Here is a 20,016-nt window from a genome sequence, read left to right on the forward strand (position 1 = left end):
CGCGGGCCCCAGGGGGCGGGAGTCGCGGAGCGGGGCGGGCCGGCGGCGTCGGTTCTGTCGGCCCTCTCGGACCCGTCGGACCCGTCGGACCCGTCGGACCCGTCGGCCAGGATGCGGCCGATCGGTGACTCGTGTGGCGGGTGCGGAATCATGGCCGCATGACGCAGCAGCAATCGCGGGGGCGGGTCGGTTCGGCGGCGGCGCCGTCTCCTTCGGTGGGTGCCGTGGAGCGCCACGGCATCGACCCGGTGCCGGATGCCGAGCGGCACGGCAGCCCCAGGTCCCTGTTCTGGCCGTGGGCCGCCTCCGGGCTGTCCTTGCTGTCCGTCGCGTACGGCGTCTACCTCATGGGCCTCGGGCTCGGCCCGTGGCAGACGATCGTCACCGGTGCGCTCGGCTACGTGCTGTCCTTCGTCCTGGTCGGCCTGGTCTCGGTCGCCGGGGCGCGCACCGGCGCGCCCACCATGGCCGTCGGCCGGGCCTGCTTCGGTACGCAGGGCAACAAGCTGCCCACGGTGTTCAGTTATGTCTCCAACGTCGGCTGGGAGACCGTACTGGTCGCGCTGTCGTCGCTCGGCGGCTCCGCGATCCTGGCGCGCGTGGCGCCCGACGCGTTCGCCCGCGCCGACGGCCGGACGCCGACGACGGCGGCGCAGGCGCTGTGCTTCGCGGTGACCGCCGTCTCGGTCGTGGTCGTCGGGATCGTCGGGCACGCACTGATCATGAAAGTGCAGAAGTACCTGACCGCGGCGATCACCGTGCTGACCGTGGTGTACGTGGCGCTGATGGCCGGCCGCATCGATCCGTCCGCCCTGGGGAAGGGGCCCTCCGCCGGCTTCGGCACCTGCGTCGGCGGCGTGGTGTTCGCGATGACGCTGCTGGGTCTGGGCTGGGTCAACTGCGGTGCCGATTACAGCCGTTATCTGCCCCGTACCAGCAGCGGCCGGGCGATCACGGGGTGGACCACAGCGGGCGGGGTGCTGCCTCCGCTGGCGCTGCTGGTCTTCGGCGTGCTGCTCAACGCCGGCGACCCGAAGCTCGCCGCGGCGGCGGCCGCCGACCCCGTGGGCGCGCTCGCGGCCGCGCTGCCGACCTGGTTCCTGGTGCCGTATCTGCTCACCGCCATCGGGGGCTTCGCCTCCGGGGCGATCATGGACATCTACAGTTCGGGCATGTCGATGCTGGCCCTGGGCATCCCCGTCCGCCGGCACCTCGCCGTCTTCGTGGACGGTGTGCTGATGGCCTTCGGCGGCTGGTACGTGCTGTTTGTGTCCCCCAGTTTCTTCGCCACCTTCCAGGCGTTCCTGTCCATCATCGGGGTGGCGATGGCCGCCTGGACTGCGGTCTTCCTGGTGGAGCAGTGGCGCCGCCGCCACACCGGCTTGGCGCCGGCGCCCGTACGGGCCTTTGGCGGCCCCGCGGTGTTCTCCCTCACCGTCGCCACCGTCGTCGGGCTCGGCCTGATCACGTCCGGCGATCCCCATATCGCCCGGGTCGTGGGCTTTCTGCTCACCGACGGCGCCGCGCGGGGCACGCTGGGGACCATGAACCTGGGCGTCGTGGTGGCCCTCGCCGTGGCGGGGGTCCTGTATGCCTGTACTGCCCCGCTCGCCGACCGCTTTGCCCCCGGAGGAGCCCGATGACCGGCCACCGCGACGACCACCACGCCGACCGCCCCGCGGACCACCATGCCGACCGCCCGCACGAGGTCCGGGCGTTCTTCGCGCCGCGCGCCGCCGGCTGGGACGCGAAGTTCCCCGACGACGGTCCCGCGTATGCGGCGGGCGTCGCCGAGCTGGGACTCCAGGAGGGCGACCGGGTGCTGGACGCCGGGTGCGGCACGGGGCGCGCGCTGCCGGCGCTCAGGGAGGCCGTGGGGACGCGCGGGACGGTGCTGGGCGCCGATCTCACGCCCGAGATGCTGGCGGAAGCCGTACGGGCCGGACGCGACCGCTGTGCGGCGTTGCTGCTCGCCGACGTGACCCGGCTGCCGCTGGCCGATGCCGCGCTGGACGCGGTCTTCGCCGCCGGGCTCGTCTCCCATCTGCCGGACTCGGCGGGCGGCCTCACCGAACTCGCCAGGACCATACGCCCCGGTGGCCGGCTGGCCCTCTTCCATCCCATCGGGCGGGCCGCGCTCGCCGCCCGCAAGGGGCGTCCGATCACCCCCGACGACCTGCGGGCGGAGCCGAATCTGCGGCCCCTTCTGGCGGAGTGCGGATGGGAGCTGGTGCGGTACGAGGACCGTGACGCGCGGTACCTGGCGGTGGCGGTGCGGCGGGGGTAGCGGCTCGGTGAGGTTGCGGCTCGGGGCCCCGGAGGGGGGCCGGGGGGGCCGCGGCTTCCGTGTCGGTGAGGTCCGCCTGCCGCGTCGGCAAGTCCCGGGGGGCTCCGCCCCTCACGCCGGTGGCGGCGTCGTGCCCTCCCCGTGCGGCACCGGGCAGCTTCCCGTGCGGCCGGAGGTGGGGAAAGTGCCGAGTCCGGACACCCGGAAGCCGTTCGGGTAGCCCTTGATCTCGGGGTTCTGGCGGGCGTAGTGGGGGGTGCGGCGGGGTGGCAGCAAGCGCACGGCCTTGGCACGCAGCTTCAGGGCGGTGCGGACCGTCTTTGTGACCGCCGGTTTGGGCTGCTCGTACCGGAACGCCTCCAGCAACGTGTCGTCCAGGAGGGCCATGCTCGCTCCCCGCACCACCGGGGCGAGCGGGCCGTACCATCCGGCCATCAGGTCCAGCGTGGCGTCCGACACCCTCCGGGCGCCCTCGTCCCAGCCGAAGTGCGCCTCCTCGTAGGCGTCGAGGTGACGTTCGAAGTCCTCGTAGGTCTGCGGGAGTTCGGTGATGCCCATATGGCGGCCGAGGGTGCGGTAGTAGACGGCGACGGCATGCTGCTCGTGTGCGGACAGCCGCCGCCAGCCGTAGGCGTCGAGCCACCGCTTGGGCATCACCACGAACGTGCACAGGACGTAGCGCATGTCCTCGTTGCTGATGTCGTAGCTGCGGTGCATCTGGTTGATGCGGCGGATCGCCGTCCGGCCGTCCTCGCTGTCGAAGCCGTGCTCGACGACGGCGTCCAGGAGGAGGGCGGTGTCGTCGTAGCGCTTTTGTGTACGGTCCGTCAGCTCGGCGGTCTCGGCCAGCAGGCGGCCGATGCTCGGTACGGCGTAGGTGCGGTAGAGCGCCAGCTCCAGGGCCCTGGTGAAGTCCCAGGGGAATTCATGGGTCGCGGTGATGCGGTAGATCCGCAGGAAGTCGCGCTCCGGGTCGAGCCGCCGGATCTCCCTCAACCAGTCGTAGCGCCGCACCTGGTCTCCGTCCCTTCCCTCGCCGACGGCCAATTTTAGGGGTGCGGGGAGCAGTTGAGGCGTGTGGCGGGCGCCAGATCGGGGGCTGCGGTGGCTGGATCGTGTCGTCCCGGGAGGCCTCCCGCGGTGGGGCGAGACGTCGGTCGGGCGGGGGGAGGTGGCCTGGTTCTGAGATGTCAGGGCGTCTTCGGGGAGCGGTGGGGCACGTCGGTCGTGTGCCGTGTGGTGCGGGCGCGCCCCGGGGTGCGGGCGGTGGCGCCGTAGCGGTCCGTGACGGTCGGGTCCGCCACGGCGAGGGCCCTCTTGACGGGCAGGCCGGTGCGGTCGGCGAGCGCCAGTCGTTCCCGGACCTCGCGCGGGGTGCGCGGGCGGTAGCCGGGACCCGTGCCGCAGCAGCCGCCGTGGAAGGTCAGTCCCGCGCGCAGGACGGCCTCCAGGGCGCGCCAGCCGGCGTGGTCGCGCCGCTTGGGGACCGCGAGGTCGGCGCCCGCGTCGATCAGCCCGGCGCGGCACTGCGGGCAGCGGCCGGGGCCCCGCGCGGCCGTGGTCTTCTTCCACGCGGCCCGGCAGGACAGGCACACGACGTGCATCCGGCTGCTGTGAAAACACATCCGCGCAGCGTACGGCTGGTGACAAGGCCGCACCAAGCCAATTAGGGTGCGCCGACGTACTCCGCGATGGATTGGATGGGGAGGCCCGCGTGCCCACGACCGAGAGCGCCGACAACGACCAGTTGTTCGTGCTGACGGCGGTGCTGCTGACGCCCGCGCAGTTCCCGAGCGTGCTCGGCGACGACTACCCCGAGGTGTGTGCGGGCCTCGGCCTCGAACCGTATGCGGAGGGCTACGGGCTGGTCCTGGGTCAGGACGGTGACGGCGCGCGCTGGACCGTGGCGACGGAGGACGTGTCGCTGGTGGCCTGTGCGATCGCGGCCTGGGACTGCGGGATGGAGTACGACCTCTCCCCCGGGGAGGACAGCATCGTCGGGGCGCTGCCGGGCTGGCCGCTCTCGCTCGCCGTGTCGGCGCCGGAAGTGCCGCAGCCGCACGATCCGGAGCCGCAGGAAGGCGATCCGGAGCCGCTGACGCCGCCGGACGCCGAGGAGTGGGGGCCCGCGCAACGGCGGCTCGGCGCGGACGAGATCGCCATGCAGTGGGCGGCCTGGCGCGAGCAGGTGGATGACGAGGACAGCTTTGCCGAGCCCGGGGATCATGCGCACAAGGGGGTGCGGCGGGTGCTGGAGGAGGCGCGCGGCTATGTGAACGAGCCGCCGCCGCCCGGGCGGGTGCGGTCGTCGTTCGCGGCCGGGGAGGCACGGACGCTGCGGGTCGACGGGCCGGGCTGGAGCATGGTGGCTCGTACCGATGACATTGCGTTTGTGTTGTTGGACGACGAGCCGGGGGAAGTGCATCCGGTGGGGCGGGGGCCGGAGCTGCCCGGGTTGTTGGCGTCGCTGGAGGAGTTGGCGGCCCGGCCGGTTTGAGTGCCTGAGGGGGGCGTTGCCGGCTGGTGGTGAGGCGTGCGTGCCCGCCGGCCGCCGCGGCAACCACCGCCCCCGCACGGCACCAGCGCCCACCAGGCATCCGCATAACCGAGGCCCACGGCCCAAGCCTCATACCGATCACCCACGGCGGCTCCGGCCGGGCCTCGCCCCCGGCGCGGGCCCGGCCGGATGACCGCCGGCTGGGGCGGTCAGGACCGTGCGCCCGGCCCCACGCCGGGCCGGTGGGGCGGATGGGCAGCCGGATCCGTCGTCGGGTCGGTGGGATGGGTGAGAGGCGGGCTCCTCCGGGGGCAGACCGGTCGGGTGGCTGACGTGGGGGCGGCGGGGTAGGGGCGCTCGGTCAGCGGCCGATCTGCTTGCGGCTGACGCGGCGGAGTCGGCGTCGTTGGGAGGAGTCGAGTGTCAGATACGCGACGGCCGGGACTCCGACTATGACCAAGAGGGCCGCCCAGAAGGGCAGCAGCCACAGCAGGATCACTCCCACCGCGACGCCGCCGACTGCGACCTTCGCCTGTGTGGACATCCTTCACGCCCCTTCCGCGGCGTACGCCGCATCTGTGTACTCCATTGAACGCCGATTTCGTCCCGCAGGTTCCAGGTGTGTGAGCCGTCCCGTGCTCTCGGCTCCCGTCGCAGTAGTCAAATTTGAGTAGTGGCCTCCTGGGGCGTCCCCGTCGTTCCCCCTGACGGCGACGGTGGGTGTCCCTGTGCGAGGTCCCGGCCCCTGCCCTGGCGGTTGCGGAGGCGGTGCCCGTGATCACTCGCGCGTGGGCGGCTCGGGGCACCCGTCCGGCTGCCGCCTTCCGGGGGGGGGCCGCGTCCGCGGCATCGGGCGTCTGGGTGATCTCGTCGCGGCGATACCGCGGTATGCGCACGCCGTCCCGTTGGCGGAGATGCCGAGCCGTGGACGCTGCCCACCCCGGAAGCCGCTGGTGCGGCCTTCCTCGACGCGGCGGTGGACGCGCTGCCGCGGTCGACCGGTGCGGAGGTGGTCACCGGAGCGCCGGCCTTCGCGGTGTGCGCGCCGTAGTGCGTCCCCGAGCAGTGTCCCGGGCCACGCCTGGCGCCGCGGGGCATGAAGCGGGCGTCCGGATCTCGCGGCGGGTGGAGGCGGAGGTGGGGGCGTGAGAGTGGGGGTTTCGAGTGAGTGGGTGAGGCGGCAGTGCCCGGCGCGGGTCGCTGATGCGGCTGTGGTGCGGGCGGGGACGTCATCCGCCGCCGGCAGTGGGTGCCCGCGGGGACGGCCACGGACGATCCGGCGGGACGCCGGCGGGCTTCTCGGCACAGGAGTACGGCGTGGTGGCGGCGCCCGTCAGTTTCCGGTACCCGCTGACGCGTGGTGGGCCGCGGCGTGGCGTACGAAGAGGTCATGCAGGTCGCGGGCGGCTTTGGGGACCGAGCCGGAGCGGCGGCGCTGGATCACCATGAGGACGTCGGTGTGGTCGGCGGCCAGAGGGCGGTGGGTGATGGTGCCGCTGCGTTCCAGTGGGTCGCCGATGATGCTGAAGTCGGGCAGGACCGTGGCCCCGAGGCCCTCGGCGACCATCAGTTTGCCCATTTCGGCGCCGTCGGTGGAGTACGAGAAGGAGGGGGTACGGCCCTTGAGGAGCCGGTGGACGTAGCGGTGCATGACGTACCCGGACCGCATCACGATCAGTGGCTGGGCGAGCAGTTCGGTCACCGAGATCTCGGTCAGGTCGGCCAGCGGGCTGTCCGGCCGGATGCACACCACCGGGCGGCCGCGCAGGAGTTCGGTGGTGTGGACGTCCGGCGGGAGGTCATCGCCGCGCAGGTAGTTGACGAGTCCCAGGTCGAGGCTGCCTTCCAGCAGTGCGCGGTGGATCTCGGTCTGCTGGGCGGCGAGCACCTCGACCTGGGTCAGCGGATGCCCGGAGCGGAACTCGCCGATGGCCGGTACCAGCAGCGGAACCGTGGCGGCGTTGACCGTGCCCAGGCGCACCATCCGGCTGATGTGGTGCTGGTCGTCGGCGGCCCGGCGGAGCTTGTCGACCGCATCGAGCACCCCGACGATATGCGGGAGCAGCTCCCGGCCGTCGTCACTGATCTTCGCTCCGGAGCGCTTTCGGTCGAGGATGTCCACGCCGAGTTCGCGTTCCAGATTGCGGACGGTTTCACTCAGTGCGGGCTGGGACAGGTGGAGTTCTTCGGCGGCTTTGCGCAGCGAGCCGAGGCGGGTGACGGCCGCTATGTATTCGAGTTGCTCGATCCGCACGGAATACGCACCCCGGTGATCCGATACCGGTGAACCTCGGTGGATTCACTCGCCTTTGACGCCTTCTCCAGGAGATCATCCCCTGGTCTCACTCTTGTTCAAGGGGGACCCTATCACCACCTCGCTTATGCCGTATCGACGCTGCGCACTTCGGTCGCTAAACTCGACGGAGAGGCGGCCGGATTGATCGGAAAAGGCCGCGAGGGCCGTCGCCCATTGGCCGGCGCGGCGCAATTGTTGCGAGGAGGTGACACGTTGATGAACGGGCAACAAAAGCAGCTCACCCAACGGCGTCACGTCGATCTCGCACGGATCTCCAGTTCGCTCTGTCGCGGTGTCGCCCGCGAGCGCTGACGGCTGAGAGCACGGCCGCACAGTCGTCGATTCCCTTGCCGGTCCGGCATTTTGCGGTGATCGCTCATGGCCGGTCGGATGCGCTCCGTTTTCGTCCGGTGCCGCGCGTTTTCCCGTGAGGACTTCGCGTGGCTGCTGTGACGCGTCTTCTTGTTCGCGGCTGCCTTCACCACCGGGAGATCCTGATGTCCGACCTGCCCGCCCCCGGCCCCGCACGTTTTGCCTATTGGGTGCCCAATGTCAGTGGCGGCCTGGTGACCAGCACCATCGAGCAGCGCACCGATTGGGGCTACGACTACAACCGCAAACTGGCGGTACTGGCCGAGAACAACGGTTTTGAGTATGCACTGAGCCAGGTCCGGTATATGGCCAGCTACGGTGCCGAATTCCAGCACGAGTCCACCAGTTTCAGCCTCGCGCTGCTGCTCGCCACCGAGCGGCTCAAGGTCATCGCGGCGGTGCATCCGGGGCTGTGGCACCCGGGAGTGCTGGCGAAGCTCGGCGCCACCGCCGATCAGCTCTCCGGCGGGCGCTTCGCGGTGAACGTGGTCAGCGGATGGTTCAAGGGGGAGTTCACCGCCCTCGGCGAACCGTGGCTGGAGCACGACGAGCGCTACCGGCGGGCGGAGGAGTTCATCGAGGCGCTGCGCACCATCTGGACCGAGGACCACGCCGAACTGGCCGGGGACTTCTACCGCATCCGGGACTTCTCGCTCAAGCCGAAGCCGCTGCAGTACGCCGGGCGCCCGCATCCGGAGATCTTCCAGGGCGGCAACTCCACCGCGGCGCGGGCGATGGCCGGCCGGGTGTCCGACTGGTACTTCAGCAACGGCAAGGACTTCGACGGGGTCACCGAGCAGCTCGCGGACGTCCGGGCGTCGGCCGCCGCCGCGGGCCGGGCGGCACCCCGCTTCGGGCTGAACGGCTTTCTGATCGCGCGGGACACCGAGGCCGAGGCCCGGGAGGTGCTGCGGGAGATCATCGCCAAGGCGGACACCGAGGCCGTGCACGGCTTCGGCGCGGCGGTCCAGCAGGCCGGGCGGTCCACGGCCGATGGCACCGGCATGTGGCAGGACTCCTCGTTCGAGGACCTGGTCCAGTACAACGACGGCTTCCGTACGGGCCTGATCGGCACGCCGGAGCAGATCGCCGAACGGATCGTGGCGTACAAGCGGCTGGGCGTGGACCTGTTCCTGCTCGGATTCCTCCACTACCTGGAGGAGGTCGAGTACTTCGGCGAGCGGGTGCTGCCGCTGGTGCGCGAGCTGGAGGCGCAGGAAGCGGAGGAGCCCCCGGCGGACGCCGTGTCCTTGCCGGGCCCGGTTCCCGCCGTTGCCAGGCCCTGAGCGCGCCGAACGCCTTCGCCACCCCACCACACTTCCAGGGAGACTTCGTATGAGCACCGTCGCACCGTCCGACTGGGCCACCCGGCCCGCACCCCGGGGCCCGCAGGGCTGGATCGAGCGCGCGGCGGAGGTCGCCGCCGTCCTCGCCACCGACGCGGTCGCCCGTGACCGCGCGGGCGCCACCCCGTACGCCGAGGTCCAGTTGCTCAAGGACTCCGGGCTGGTCACGCTGCTCGGGCCCGTCGGGCACGGGGGCGCGGGCCAGGACTGGCCGACCGCGTACCGGGTGATCCGGGAGGTCGCCAAGGCCGACGGGTCCATCGGGCAGCTGCTGGGCTATCACTATCTGTGGAACTGGGCCGCGCGACTCGTCGGCACCCGCGAGCAGTGGGAGCAGGTGGAGGCCGAGGCCGCCCGGCACCAGTGGTTCTTCGGCGGCGCGGTCAATCCGCGCGACGCGGACGTGGTGGTGCGGGACGAGGGCGGGACGCTGGCCTTCACCGGCCGGAAGTCGTTCTCCACCGGGAGCAGGGTCTCCGATGTGACCGTGCTGGAAGGGGTCCTGGAGGGCACCGACGACCATGTCTTCGCCATCGTGCCGTCCGACAGCGACGGGCTGGTGTTCCACGACGACTGGGACAACATCGGGCAGCGGCTCACCGAGAGCGGCGGCGTCACCCTGGACGGGGTGCGGGTGCCGTGGTCCGCGGCCGCCGGGTACGTCGGCAAGACGTTCGTGCCGCGTGTCTACAACACCCTCAACGTGCCGACCATCCAGCTGGTCTTCGCACACTTCTACCTCGGCATCGCGGCGGGCGCCCTGGAGACGGCCGCGGCCTACACCCGTACCAAGGCGCGCCCCTGGCTGCACGGCGGGCACGAGCGGGCGGCCGACGAGCCGTACGTCATCGACCTCTACGGCGATCTGACGGGCAAGCTCTGGGCGGCCGAGGCGCTGGCCGACCGGGTGGCCGAGGAGGGGCAGCGGCTGCACGACGATCCGGAGGCGGTGACGGAAGCGGACCGTGGTGAGTTCGAGGTCCGGGTCGCCGCGGTCAAGGCCCGCGCCACGGAGGTGGCGCTGGAGGTCACCCAGCGGATCTTCGAGGTGACCGGGGCCCGGTCCACCGCCTCCGCCGAGGGCCTGGACCGCTTCTGGCGCAATGTCCGCACCCACACCCTGCACGACCCGGTGGCCTACAAGCGCCGGGAGATCGGCCGGTTCGTGCTCGACGGCGCCCTGCCCGAGCCCACCTGGTACTCCTGACCGGCTCCGCGCCCGGAGCCCCCGGTTTCCGGGGGCTCCGGGAGCCCCTCCCCCACGTTCCGCACTCCCCCTCCCGCACTTCGAGGTGATCCTCTCCATGGCCACCGTGCTGTCCGTCTCCGGCAGTCCCTCCGCGACCTCGCGCACCGCGCGCCTGCTGCGTCATCTGGACGCGCGGCTCACCGAGGAGGGACACCACGTCCTTCCACTGGACGTCCGCACCCTGCCCGCCGAGGCGCTGCTGGGGGCCGACTTCGGCCATCCGGCGATCGTCGAGGCGACCGAACTGTTCGCCCGCGCCGACGGCGTCGTCATCGGCACGCCGGTCTACAAGGCCGCCTACTCCGGTCTGCTCAAGTCGCTGCTGGACCTGCTGCCGCAGTACGCGCTGACGGGGAAGACCGTGCTGCCGCTGGCGACCGGCGGCAGCACCGCCCATGTCCTGGCGATCGACTACGCGCTGCGGCCGGTGCTCTCGTCGATGGGGGCCGCGCACATCGTCCAGGGCTGGTTCGTCCTCGACCGGCACCTGGCCGTGCGGGAGGACGGCGCGTTGAGCGTCGAGCCGGGCGCGCAGGAGGGGCTGGACCAGGTGCTGGCCCAGTTCTCCGGTGCGCTCGGGCGCAGCCCGCTGCTGTCCGTCGCGAGCTGACCGCCGCTCCCCGCCCCGTTTTCTGATCCCCCTTCCTTCCCCGCTCCCGTAGGAGGCAGCACCGTGACCGCTCCCCCGCGGCCCGCCACCGCCCATGTGATCGCCGATGATGCCGAGGCCCTGGCGGTCGCGGCCGAGTTGGCCGCGGAGTTCCGGACCGGTGCCGCGGAGCGGGACGCCGCCCGCCGGCTGCCGCACGCCGAGCTGGCGCGGCTGTCGGCGAGCGGGCTGCTGGCCGTCACCGTGCCGCGGTCCCATGGAGGCGCGCAGGTGCGGACCGGGACGCTGGCCGAGGTGGTGCGGCTGCTGGCGAGCGGGGACGCCAGTCTGGCGCAGATCCCGCAGAGCCACTTCGTCTACCTCTCGGTGCTGCGCCGTCAGGGCACCGCCGAGCAGCAGGCGTTCTTCTTCGGTGAGGTGCTGGCGGGGCGGCGGCTGGGCAATGCGCAGTCGGAGGCGGGGACCCGGCATGTGCAGGACATCCGTACCCGGCTGGCACCCGCGGCGGATGGTTCGTACGTGCTGAGCGGGGTGAAGCACTATGCGACCGGGGCGTTGTTCGCCGACTGGATCCCGGTGCTGGCGCGCGGCCGGGACGACGAGCTCCATGTGGCCTATGTGCCCAAGGAGGCGCCGGGGGTGCGGGTCGTCGACGACTGGGACGGGATGGGGCAGCGGACCACGGCCAGCGGCACGGTGCACCTCGTGGACGTGGCGGTGCCGGCCGACCGGGTCGTACCGCACCACCTCACCTTCCGCGGCCCCCAACTGCACGGCGCGGTGGCCCAGTTGCTGCACGCCGCGATCGATGCCGGGATCGCCGCCGGCGCGCTCGCCGAGGCCGTCGGCTTCGTGCGCACCAAGAGCCGGCCGTGGTTCGAGAGCGGCCTGGACAGCGCGGCCGGGGACCCGCTGCTGATCCAGCGGTTCGGGGAGCTGGCGGTCCGGGTGCGGGCCGCCGAGTCGCTGCTGGCCACGGCGGCGCGGACGGTGGACGACGCGGGACGGGCGCTCACCGACGACTCGGCGGCCGAGGCGTCGGTGGCGGTGGCCGCGGCGAAGGTGGTGGCCGCGCAGGCGGCGGTGGAGACCGGCAGTGCGCTGTTCGACGTGGCCGGGACCCGGGCCGCGCTGGACGGGCTGAACCTCCACCGGCACTGGCGGGACGCGCGCACCCACACCCTGCACGATCCGGTCCGCTGGAAGGTGCAGCACATCGGCCGCTATGTCCTCAACGGCACCCGGCCGCCCCGGCACGGTCTGCTCTGACCACCGTCCCCGCCCCACCCCTTCTCTTCCCCTTCGGAGCCCGCATGTCCCCCCTCACCTTCCATTGGTTCCTGCCCACCTACGGCGACAGCCGTCATGTCGTCGGCGGTGGGCACGGCGTGCCCACCGGGTCGGCCGGCGGGGAGCGGCCCGCCACCCTCGGCTATCTGACGCAGATCGCCCGCGCCGCCGAGGACCTGGGCTTCGAAGGGGCCCTCACCCCCACCGGGGCCTGGTGCGAGGACGCCTGGCTCACCACGGCCATGCTGGCGCGCGAGACCGAACGGCTGAAGTTCCTGGTGGCGTTCCGGCCGGGGATCGTCGCGCCGACCCTGGCCGCCCAGATGGCCGCCACCTTCCAGCGGCACTCCGGGGGACGGCTGCTGCTGAACGTGGTCACCGGCGGCGAGAGCCATGAGCAGCGCGCGTACGGGGACTTCCTGGAGAAGGACGACCGGTACGCCCGGACCGGCGAATTCCTCGACATCGTGCGGCAGTTGTGGGACGGGAAGACGGTGGACTTCGCCGGGGAGCAGCTGCGGGTGGCCGGCGCCCGGCTGGCCCGGGTGCCCGATCCGGTGCCCGCGGTGTACTTCGGCGGCTCCTCCCCGGCCGCGGGGCAGGTCGCCGCGCGCGCCGCCGACGTCTATCTGACCTGGGGCGAGCCGCCGGCCGAGGTGGAGCGGAAGATCGCCTGGATCCGGGAGCTGGCCGGCCGCGCCGGGCGCCGGGTGCGGTTCGGCATCCGGCTGCATGTGATCACCCGGGACACCGCGGAGGCGGCCTGGGCCGAGGCACAGCGGCTGCTGGACGGCTTCGGCCCGGAGGCGATCCGTGCGGTGCAGGCGGGGCTGGCCCGCAGCGAGTCGGAGGGGCAGCGCCGGATGCTGGCACTGCACGGCGGCCGGACGGACGGGCTGGAGATCGCGCCGAACCTGTGGGCCGGGATCGGGCTCGTACGGGGCGGGGCGGGCACCGCGCTGGTCGGCAGCCATGCGGAGGTGGCGGAGCGGATCGTGGAGTACCACCGGCTGGGCATCGAGGAGTTCATCCTCTCCGGGCACCCCCACGTCGAGGAGGCGTACTGGTTCGGGGAGGGGGTGCTGCCGGTGCTGCGGGACGCCGGGCTGTGGCGGCATCCGGCCGCGGGCGAGGGGGCTTCCCCGGCCGCCGCCCAGGTTCCGTTCGCCGCCGGGGTGGGCCGCTGATCCAGGGGCCCGCGGCGGCTCCGGCCGATCCGCCCCAAACGGCTGCGCCGCGGGTCCGCACATGATTCGCTGAGCTGATCCCCCACGCCAGGCACCTCGCCCGCAGCAGGAGGACCAGTGACCGGCACCCCGCCGCACCACACGTCGTACGCACCTCCACCACGGACCACCGAAGCGGCGGACGGCACACCGCACCGCCCCGGCCGCCTCCCGTACTACGAGGACCGCTCGCCGGGAAGCGGGGTCCTGCCGCCGCGTGCCTGGTACGCGCGCTCGGACGCCGCCCGCCTCCCGCTGCACGGCCGCTGGCGGTTCCGGCTCTCGGCGGGCGCCGCCGCGGAGGACGACGCGTTCGCCCGTCCGGACTTCGACGACACGCAGTGGCAGGAGCTGCGGGTGCCCGGCCACTGGGTGCTCCAGGGGCGCTTCGCCGCCGAGGGCTCCTACGGGGGCGGCGCCGCACAGCCGAGCGGGGCACCCGCGTACACCAACACCGCCTACCCCTTCCCGGTCGATCCGCCGCGGGTGCCGGACGAGAACCCGACGGGCGATCACCGCCAGGTCTTCGACCTGCCCGAGGGGTGGGGCGCGGGGCCCGCGGTGCTGCACTTCGCCGGGGCCGAGTCCTGCGCCCGGGTCTGGCTCAACGGCCAGGAACTGGGCCATTTCAAGGGCAGCCGGCTGCCGCACGAGTTCGCGGTCGGGCCGCTGCTGCGGCCGCGCGGCAATGTGCTGGCGGTCCGCGTCCACCAGTGGTCGTCGGGCAGCTATCTGGAGGACCAGGACCAGTGGTGGCTGCCCGGCATCTTCCGGGAGGTCTCGCTCCACCGGCGTCCCGAGGGCTCGGTCGCCGACCATTTCGTCCACGCCGGGTTCGAGCACCGCACGGGGCTCGGCACCCTGCGCGTGGAGTGCGAACCCGCGGGCCGGGTCACGGTGCCGTCGCTCGGCCTCGACCTGGCGACCGGGGAGAGCGCGACGGTCCCGGTGCGCGGCTGGACGGCCGAGGAGCCGCACCTCTACGACGGGGAGCTGGTCACCGCCGGCGAGCGGATCCCGCTGCGGATCGGGTTCCGTACGGTCCGCGTCGAGGACGGGCTGCTGAAGGTCAACGGCCGCCGGATCCTGCTGCGCGGCGTCAACCGCCATGAGTTCCATCCGCGCCACGGCCGGGCCCTCGACCCCGCAACGATGCGCCGCGATCTGCTGCTGATGAAGCGGCACAACATCAACGCGGTGCGCACCAGCCACTATCCGCCGCACCCCGCCTTCCTCGACCTCTGCGACGAACTGGGCCTGTGGGTCGTCGAGGAGTGCGATCTGGAGACCCACGGGTTCGGCGGGCAGGGCTGGCGGGACAATCCGGTGGACGACCCGCGCTGGGAGCCGGCGCTGCTCGACCGGGCCCGGCGGATGGTCGAGCGGGACAAGAACCACCCCAGCGTCGTGCTGTGGTCGCTGGGCAACGAGTGCGGCACGGGCAGCGGGCTGTCCGCCATGGCCGCCTGGATGCGCGAGCGCGACCCGTCCCGGCCGCTGCACTACGAGGGCGACCCCAGCTGCGCCGACACCGACGTCTACTCCCGGATGTATGCCGACCACGCCGAGGTGGAGCGCATCGGGCGGCGTGCCGAGGCGCCGCTGCCCGATCCGGAGCTGGACGCCCGGCGCCGTCGCCTCCCCTTCCTGCTGTGCGAGTACGCGCATGCGATGGGGAACGGGCCGGGCGGCCTCGCCGAGTACCAGCGGCTGTTCGAGCGCTATGAGCGCTGCCAGGGCGGCTTCGTGTGGGAGTGGATCGACCACGGGCTGCGGCAGCGGACGCCGTCCGGCGAGGTCTTCCACGCCTACGGCGGGGACTTCGGCGAGGAGCTGCACGACGGGAACTTCGTCTGCGACGGGCTGGTCCTTCCCGACCGGGCGCCCTCCCCGGGGCTGGTGGAGCTGAAGAAGGTCGTCGAACCGGTGCGGATCGAGCCCGCGGGCGACGAGGACGGCACGGCGGGCGCGGTGCGGATCACCAATCTCCATGACTTCGCCGGCCTGGGGCACCTCGACTTCCTGTGGACCTACGAGGTGGACGGTGCCCCGCGCGGGCACGGCCGGCTGGAGGTGCCGCCGCCGGGACCCGGCGAGTCGGTGGTGGAGCGGCTGCCGGCACCACCGCCCGAGCCGGACGACGACGGGGAGGCGTTCTGGACGGTGCGGGCCGTGCTGCGCCGGGACACCGCCTGGGCGCCGGCCGGGCACGAGGTCGCCTGGGGCCAGCTGCCCGCGGCCCCGCGTCCGGTCGCCGCTCCCCCGGCGGCCACCGCCGTACCGCGCCGTGGTGAGGGCAATGTGATCGTCCTGGGCCCGGGGACCTTCGACGCCGGAACGGGGGCACTGGCCTATCTGGACGGCGTCCGCATCGGCGGCCCCCGGCTGGACGTCTGGCGGGCGCCGACCGACAACGACGAGGCCGCGCCCTGGCAGCCGGAGCCGCGGCCGGCCACCGAGTGGCGGCGGGCCGGCCTGCACCGGATGCGGCACCGTGTCGATGCCGTCGATGCCGGTCCCAACGCCGTGGTGGTACGGACCCGGGTCGCTCCGGCCGGTTCGCCGCTGGCGCTGCGCGCGGAGTACCGCTGGACGGCACGAGAGGGGCTGCTGCGGCTGGAGTTGAGCGTCGATCCCGAGGGCGAGTGGCCGGTGCCGCTGCCGCGGCTCGGGGTGCGGATGCGGGTGTGCGGCAGCCTGGGCCGGGCCGAGTGGTTCGGCGGCGGGCCGGGCGAGGGCTATCCGGACACCCGGGCGGCCGCCCGGGTCGGCCGCTGGTCGATGCCGGTGGACGCGCTGCAGACGCCGTATGTGCGGCCGCAGGAGAACGGTGCGCGGCCCGGTGTGCGCTGGGCGGAGCTGACCCGTTCGGACGGCTCCGGACTGCGCATCGAGGGCGCTCCGGACTTCTTCCTCACCGCCCGCCGGTGGTCGACCGAGGAGCTGGCCGCGGCCCGCCACACCACGGACCTGCGGCCCGGCGAGCACCTGTGGCTGCATCTCGACCACGCCCAGCACGGCATCGGCAGCCAGTCGTGCGGGCCGGGGGTGCTGCCGCGGCACCGGTTGGAAGTGGCCCCGGCCCGTTTCTCGTTCGTGTTCGCGTCGCTGCGCTGAGACTCGTACCGGGCCCGCGCCGGCCGCCGCGCCCTGGCGGCCGCCGCGCCCTGGCGGCCGGCGCACCCCTCCGCGCCCGGCGCACCCCCGCGGCCAGGGGCGTTGTCACCGGCCGGGGATACGATCCGAGGTGAGGCGTGAGCACCCACGCGTCCCGCAGCACCGAGAGGCTACGCACCATGGTCAGCACGTCCCCGCCGCTCGCCGACGCCCTCGCCGCGGGGCCGGTCGTCCTCGACGGCGGGCTGTCCAACCAGCTGGAGGCCGCCGGGCACGACCTCGGGGACGCCCTGTGGTCGGCGCGGCTGCTGGCCGAGGAGCCGGAGGCGGTGGTGCAGGCGCACCTGGCGTACTACGAGGCCGGGGCACAGGTCGCGATCACCTCCAGTTACCAGGCGACGTTCGAGGGGTTCGCCCGGCGCGGTATCGGCGAGGAGCGGGGCGCGGAGCTGCTCGGCCGGAGTGTGGGGCTGGCCCGCGAGGCGGCCCGGCGGGCGTCGGCCGGCGGGGTGGCCGGGCCGCTGTACGTGGCTGCTTCGGCGGGCCCGTACGGGGCGATGCTGGCGGACGGCTCCGAGTACCGCGGCCGCTACGGCCTGTCGGTGGACGAGCTGGAGCGCTTCCACCGGCCGCGCCTGGAGGTGCTGGCGGCGGTGCGGCCCGATGTGCTGGCGCTGGAGACGGTGCCGGATGCCGAGGAGGCCCGCGCGCTGCTGCGGGCGGTGCGCGGGCTGGGAGTGCCGGCCTATCTGTCGTACAGCGTCACGGGGGACCGCACCCGGGCCGGGCAGCCGCTGGCGGAGGCGTTCTCGGTCGCGGCCGGCGCCGACGAGGTGATCGCGGTGGGGGTGAACTGCTGCGCGCCGGACGACGCGGACCGGGCGGTGCGCCTGGCGGCGCAGGTCACCGGCAAGCCGGTGGTGGTCTACCCCAACAGCGGGGAGAGCTGGGACGCCGGGGCGCGGACCTGGTACGGCGAGGCGGCGTTCCACGCGGACCGGGTCGCCGGCTGGGCCGCGGACGGCGCCCGGCTCATCGGCGGCTGCTGCCGGGTGGGCCCGGACGCCATCGCGGCGCTGGCGGCGGGGCTCGGCCGCTGACGGGACGGCCCGGTTGCGGGCCGAAGGCGTTACACAGACGCAACCGACGCGGCGGAGACAGGGCCCCGGGCCGGTGGCAGGATGCAGCCACATCGCAGCACGCATGGCTTGGTTGATATTCATCCTGCCCCTGGAGGGCCCGTGTCCGCTCGCTCCGCGTTGCCTGTCATAGCCGTTGCCGCGGCCGTCGCCGTGCTGGCGGGGTGCAGCAGCACCACGTCCGGCGGGAAGAAGGGTTCCGGCGGCCTGGAACTGGTCTCCTCCGGGACCTTGAAGACCTGCACCCACCTTCCCTACGCCCCGTTCCAGGTGAAGAAGGACGGCAAGGTCGTCGGGTTCGATGTCGATCTGGTGGACCTGGTCGCCAAGGACCTCGGGGTGAAGCAGGAAATCGTCAACACGCCCTTCGAAGGCATCGAGACCGGCCAGGACTTCACCATCCGCAAATGCGATCTGGCCGCCGCCGGCATGACGATCACGCCCGCGCGGGACAAGGTCATGGATTTCTCCGACCCGTATTTCAATGCCACCCAGGCGCTGCTGACGAAGAAGGGCAAGCCCTTCAAGAAGGTCGAGGACCTCAAGGGCAAGAAGCTCGGTTACCAGAAGGCGACCACCGGCGGGATCTACGCCAAGAAGCACGGCAAGGGCGTCGAGCTGGTGGAGTTCGAGGACCTGGGGCTGCTGCTGACCGCCGTGAAATCCGGACAGGTCGACGCCGGCATCAATGACAACGGTGTGCTCTTCGACTATGTGAAGCAGAACCCGGACACCGCGGTCACCGCGGAGTTCAACACCGGTGAGCACTACGGCATCGGCGTGCGGACCGGGAACGACGCACTGCGGAAGAAGATCAACGAGGCGATCGGGAAGGCGAAATCGGACGGGACGTACGACCGGATCTACAAGAAGTGGTTCGGCACCACCCCGCAGAGCTGAGGCCGCCGTCATGTCCTTGTCCAAACGACAGCGCGCCCGGGCGATCCGCGGTGTGCAGTACGGCGTGCTGGTCCTCGCCGTGGTGGTCTTCGCCCTGATCGCCGACTGGCATCAGCTGCGGATGGCGTTCTTCGACATCGAGGTCGCCAAAGCGCTGTTCCCCGACATCATCACCACGGCGCTGGTCAACACCGTCCTCTACACCCTGCTGGGCTTCGGTTTCGGGCTGGCGCTCGGCCTGGTGCTCGCGCTGATGCGGCTCTCGTCGGTGCCGCCCTACCGCTGGATCGCCGTCACCTATATCGAGTTCTTCCGCGGGATCCCCTGTCTGCTGGTGTTCATCGCGCTCGGCTTCGGTGTGCCGCTGGCCTTCGAGGTCGCGCTCGACATGAACATCACGGTCATGCTGTCGCTCGGGCTGGTGGGCGCGGCGTACATGGCCGAGACCATCCGGGCCGGAATCCAGGCGGTTCCCAAGGGGCAGACGGAGGCGGCACGTTCGCTGGGGATGTCGCACGGGCGGGCGATGATCTCGATCGTCATTCCCCAGGCGTTCCGCATCGTGCTGCCGCCGCTGACCAACGAACTGATCCTGCTGACCAAGGACTCCTCGCTGGTGTATCTGCTGGGGCTTTCCCTCACCCAGTTCGAGCTGGCCAACTTCGGCCGGGACGCCCTCAACGAACACAAGAGCCTGACCCCGATCCTGATCGCCGGGCTGCTCTACCTCGTGATCACCCTCCCGCTCGGCCAGCTGGTCCGTCGGCTGGAGGCCCGTACGGCGAAGGCCAGGTGAGCGGCGTGACGACCGACCAGGCGGCACCGGAGACGACGGATGCGAAGGCCATCGACGTGCAGGGCCTGCGCAAGGCGTTCGGCGAGCTGGAGGTGCTGCGCGGCATCGACTTCTCGGTGGCCCGCGGCGAGGTGGTGTGTGTCATCGGGCCCTCGGGGTCGGGGAAATCGACCCTGTTGCGCTGTGTGAATCTGCTGGAGGAGCCGAGCGCGGGCCGGGTCACGGTGGCCGGCACCGAGGTGACCGACCCGGACGTGGACATCGACCGGGTCCGGCGGCGGATCGGGATGGTCTTCCAGGCCTTCAACCTCTTTCCGCATCTGACCGCGCTGGAGAACCTGACCATCGCCCAGCGGCGGGTGCTGCGCCGCGACCGGGACGAGGCGGAGCGGATCGCCCGCGCCAACCTCGAACGGGTCGGGCTCAGCGACAAGGCGTCGGCCTATCCGGCGCAGTTGTCCGGCGGGCAGCAGCAGCGGGTGGCCATCGCCCGCGCGCTGTCCATGGACCCCGAGCTGATGCTCTTCGACGAGCCGACCTCGGCGCTGGACCCGGAGCTGGTCGGCGATGTGCTGGCGGTGATGCGGGCGCTGGCGCAGGAGGGGATGACGATGCTCGTGGTCACCCACGAGATGAGCTTTGCGCGGGAGGTCGCCGACCGGGTGGTGTTCATGGACGGCGGGGTGATCGTCGAGGAGGGCACTCCGGAGCAGGTGGTGGGCGCCCCGCGGCACGAGCGGACCCGGACGTTCCTGGCGCGGGTGCTGGATCCGGCGGCCGCCGAGGTCGGGGAGGTCGCGGACACCGGAGCGGCGGGCAAGCGCGCCGATCGCTGACGGCCCCGGGGCGTGCGGACGCCCCGGGGCCGTCCGGTCGGCGTCGCGGTGCCCG

At 72.5% G+C, this 20,016-nt stretch carries 18 protein-coding genes; 14 read left to right on the forward strand and 4 right to left on the reverse strand.

Annotation, left to right across the window (positions count from 1 at the left end):
• Positions 1–158: 158 nt before the first annotated feature.
• Positions 159–1,643 carry a purine-cytosine permease family protein gene (locus AB0411_RS00530; protein WP_366414967.1) on the forward strand — a complete coding sequence of 495 codons (1,485 nt, stop codon included), beginning with the start codon at positions 159–161 and terminating at the stop codon, positions 1,641–1,643.
• A complete protein-coding gene (locus AB0411_RS00535) occupies positions 1,640–2,287 on the forward strand; it encodes a class I SAM-dependent methyltransferase (protein WP_366414968.1) in 648 nt (215 codons plus the stop codon). The genes AB0411_RS00530 and AB0411_RS00535 overlap by 4 nt, the downstream gene beginning before the upstream one ends.
• A gap of 111 nt (positions 2,288–2,398) precedes the next feature.
• On the opposite strand, the gene AB0411_RS00540 is transcribed toward AB0411_RS00535, so the two are convergent.
• Both AB0411_RS00540 and AB0411_RS00545 read right to left on the reverse strand, forming a co-directional pair.
• Positions 2,399–3,301, reverse strand: a complete 903-nt coding sequence (locus tag AB0411_RS00540) for an oxygenase MpaB family protein (RefSeq protein ID WP_366414969.1) — start codon at positions 3,299–3,301, stop codon at positions 2,399–2,401.
• A 176-nt stretch (positions 3,302–3,477) separates the two neighbouring features.
• A complete protein-coding gene (locus AB0411_RS00545) occupies positions 3,478–3,912 on the reverse strand; it encodes a hypothetical protein (RefSeq protein ID WP_366414970.1) in 435 nt (144 codons plus the stop codon).
• Between the two features lie 89 nt (positions 3,913–4,001).
• On the opposite strand from AB0411_RS00545, the gene AB0411_RS00550 reads away from it, so the two are divergent.
• A complete protein-coding gene (locus AB0411_RS00550; RefSeq protein ID WP_366414971.1) occupies positions 4,002–4,784 on the forward strand; it encodes a hypothetical protein in 783 nt (260 codons plus the stop codon).
• Between the two features lie 361 nt (positions 4,785–5,145).
• On the opposite strand, the gene AB0411_RS00555 is transcribed toward AB0411_RS00550, so the two are convergent.
• Both AB0411_RS00555 and AB0411_RS00560 read right to left on the reverse strand, forming a co-directional pair.
• The gene (locus tag AB0411_RS00555; protein ID WP_366414972.1) at positions 5,146–5,328 is read right to left on the reverse strand and encodes a hypothetical protein; all 183 of its coding nucleotides are present in this window, start codon (positions 5,326–5,328) and stop codon (positions 5,146–5,148) included.
• A gap of 789 nt (positions 5,329–6,117) precedes the next feature.
• The gene (locus AB0411_RS00560; RefSeq protein WP_366414973.1) at positions 6,118–7,038 is read right to left on the reverse strand and encodes a LysR family transcriptional regulator; all 921 of its coding nucleotides are present in this window, start codon (positions 7,036–7,038) and stop codon (positions 6,118–6,120) included.
• Between the two features lie 258 nt (positions 7,039–7,296).
• Here AB0411_RS00560 and AB0411_RS00565 point away from each other — a divergent pair, with 258 nt between their 5' ends.
• From AB0411_RS00565 to AB0411_RS00615, 11 genes are all read left to right on the forward strand, one after another.
• Complete coding sequence (locus AB0411_RS00565) at positions 7,297–7,392, forward strand: putative leader peptide (protein ID WP_366414974.1); 96 nt, start codon at positions 7,297–7,299, stop codon at positions 7,390–7,392.
• A gap of 185 nt (positions 7,393–7,577) precedes the next feature.
• On the forward strand, positions 7,578–8,738 hold the full coding sequence (sfnG, locus tag AB0411_RS00570) for a dimethylsulfone monooxygenase SfnG (protein ID WP_366414975.1): 1,161 nt from the start codon (positions 7,578–7,580) through the stop codon (positions 8,736–8,738).
• 49 nt (positions 8,739–8,787) lie between these two features.
• Positions 8,788–10,005: an acyl-CoA dehydrogenase family protein gene (locus AB0411_RS00575; protein WP_366414976.1), complete on the forward strand. Its 1,218-nt coding sequence runs from the start codon at positions 8,788–8,790 to the stop codon at positions 10,003–10,005.
• A gap of 97 nt (positions 10,006–10,102) precedes the next feature.
• The gene (gene ssuE, locus AB0411_RS00580; protein WP_366414977.1) at positions 10,103–10,657 is read left to right on the forward strand and encodes an NADPH-dependent FMN reductase; all 555 of its coding nucleotides are present in this window, start codon (positions 10,103–10,105) and stop codon (positions 10,655–10,657) included.
• 63 nt (positions 10,658–10,720) lie between these two features.
• Positions 10,721–11,926 (forward strand): SfnB family sulfur acquisition oxidoreductase, encoded by a 1,206-nt coding sequence (locus tag AB0411_RS00585; RefSeq protein ID WP_366414978.1) that lies wholly within the window; start codon positions 10,721–10,723, stop codon positions 11,924–11,926.
• 44 nt (positions 11,927–11,970) lie between these two features.
• Positions 11,971–13,134 carry an LLM class flavin-dependent oxidoreductase gene (locus AB0411_RS00590; protein WP_366414979.1) on the forward strand — a complete coding sequence of 388 codons (1,164 nt, stop codon included), beginning with the start codon at positions 11,971–11,973 and terminating at the stop codon, positions 13,132–13,134.
• Positions 13,135–13,251: 117 nt separating this feature from the next.
• Entirely contained in the window at positions 13,252–16,290 is a 3,039-nt protein-coding gene (locus AB0411_RS00595; protein ID WP_366414980.1) for a glycoside hydrolase family 2 TIM barrel-domain containing protein, read from the forward strand.
• A gap of 179 nt (positions 16,291–16,469) precedes the next feature.
• The gene (gene mmuM / locus AB0411_RS00600; protein WP_366414981.1) at positions 16,470–17,390 is read left to right on the forward strand and encodes a homocysteine S-methyltransferase; all 921 of its coding nucleotides are present in this window, start codon (positions 16,470–16,472) and stop codon (positions 17,388–17,390) included.
• 141 nt (positions 17,391–17,531) lie between these two features.
• Positions 17,532–18,329, forward strand: a complete 798-nt coding sequence (locus AB0411_RS00605) for a basic amino acid ABC transporter substrate-binding protein (RefSeq protein ID WP_366414982.1) — start codon at positions 17,532–17,534, stop codon at positions 18,327–18,329.
• Between the two features lie 10 nt (positions 18,330–18,339).
• Positions 18,340–19,125 carry an amino acid ABC transporter permease gene (locus AB0411_RS00610; protein ID WP_366414983.1) on the forward strand — a complete coding sequence of 262 codons (786 nt, stop codon included), beginning with the start codon at positions 18,340–18,342 and terminating at the stop codon, positions 19,123–19,125.
• Positions 19,122–19,961, forward strand: coding sequence for an amino acid ABC transporter ATP-binding protein (locus AB0411_RS00615; RefSeq protein WP_366414984.1), 840 nt, complete (start codon positions 19,122–19,124; stop codon positions 19,959–19,961). The genes AB0411_RS00610 and AB0411_RS00615 overlap by 4 nt, the downstream gene beginning before the upstream one ends.
• Positions 19,962–20,016 lie beyond the last annotated feature (55 nt).

It is taken from the genome of Streptomyces angustmyceticus, assembly GCF_040701845.1.
In the GTDB taxonomy this organism is placed as follows: Bacteria; Actinomycetota; Actinomycetes; order Streptomycetales; family Streptomycetaceae; genus Streptomyces; species Streptomyces angustmyceticus_A.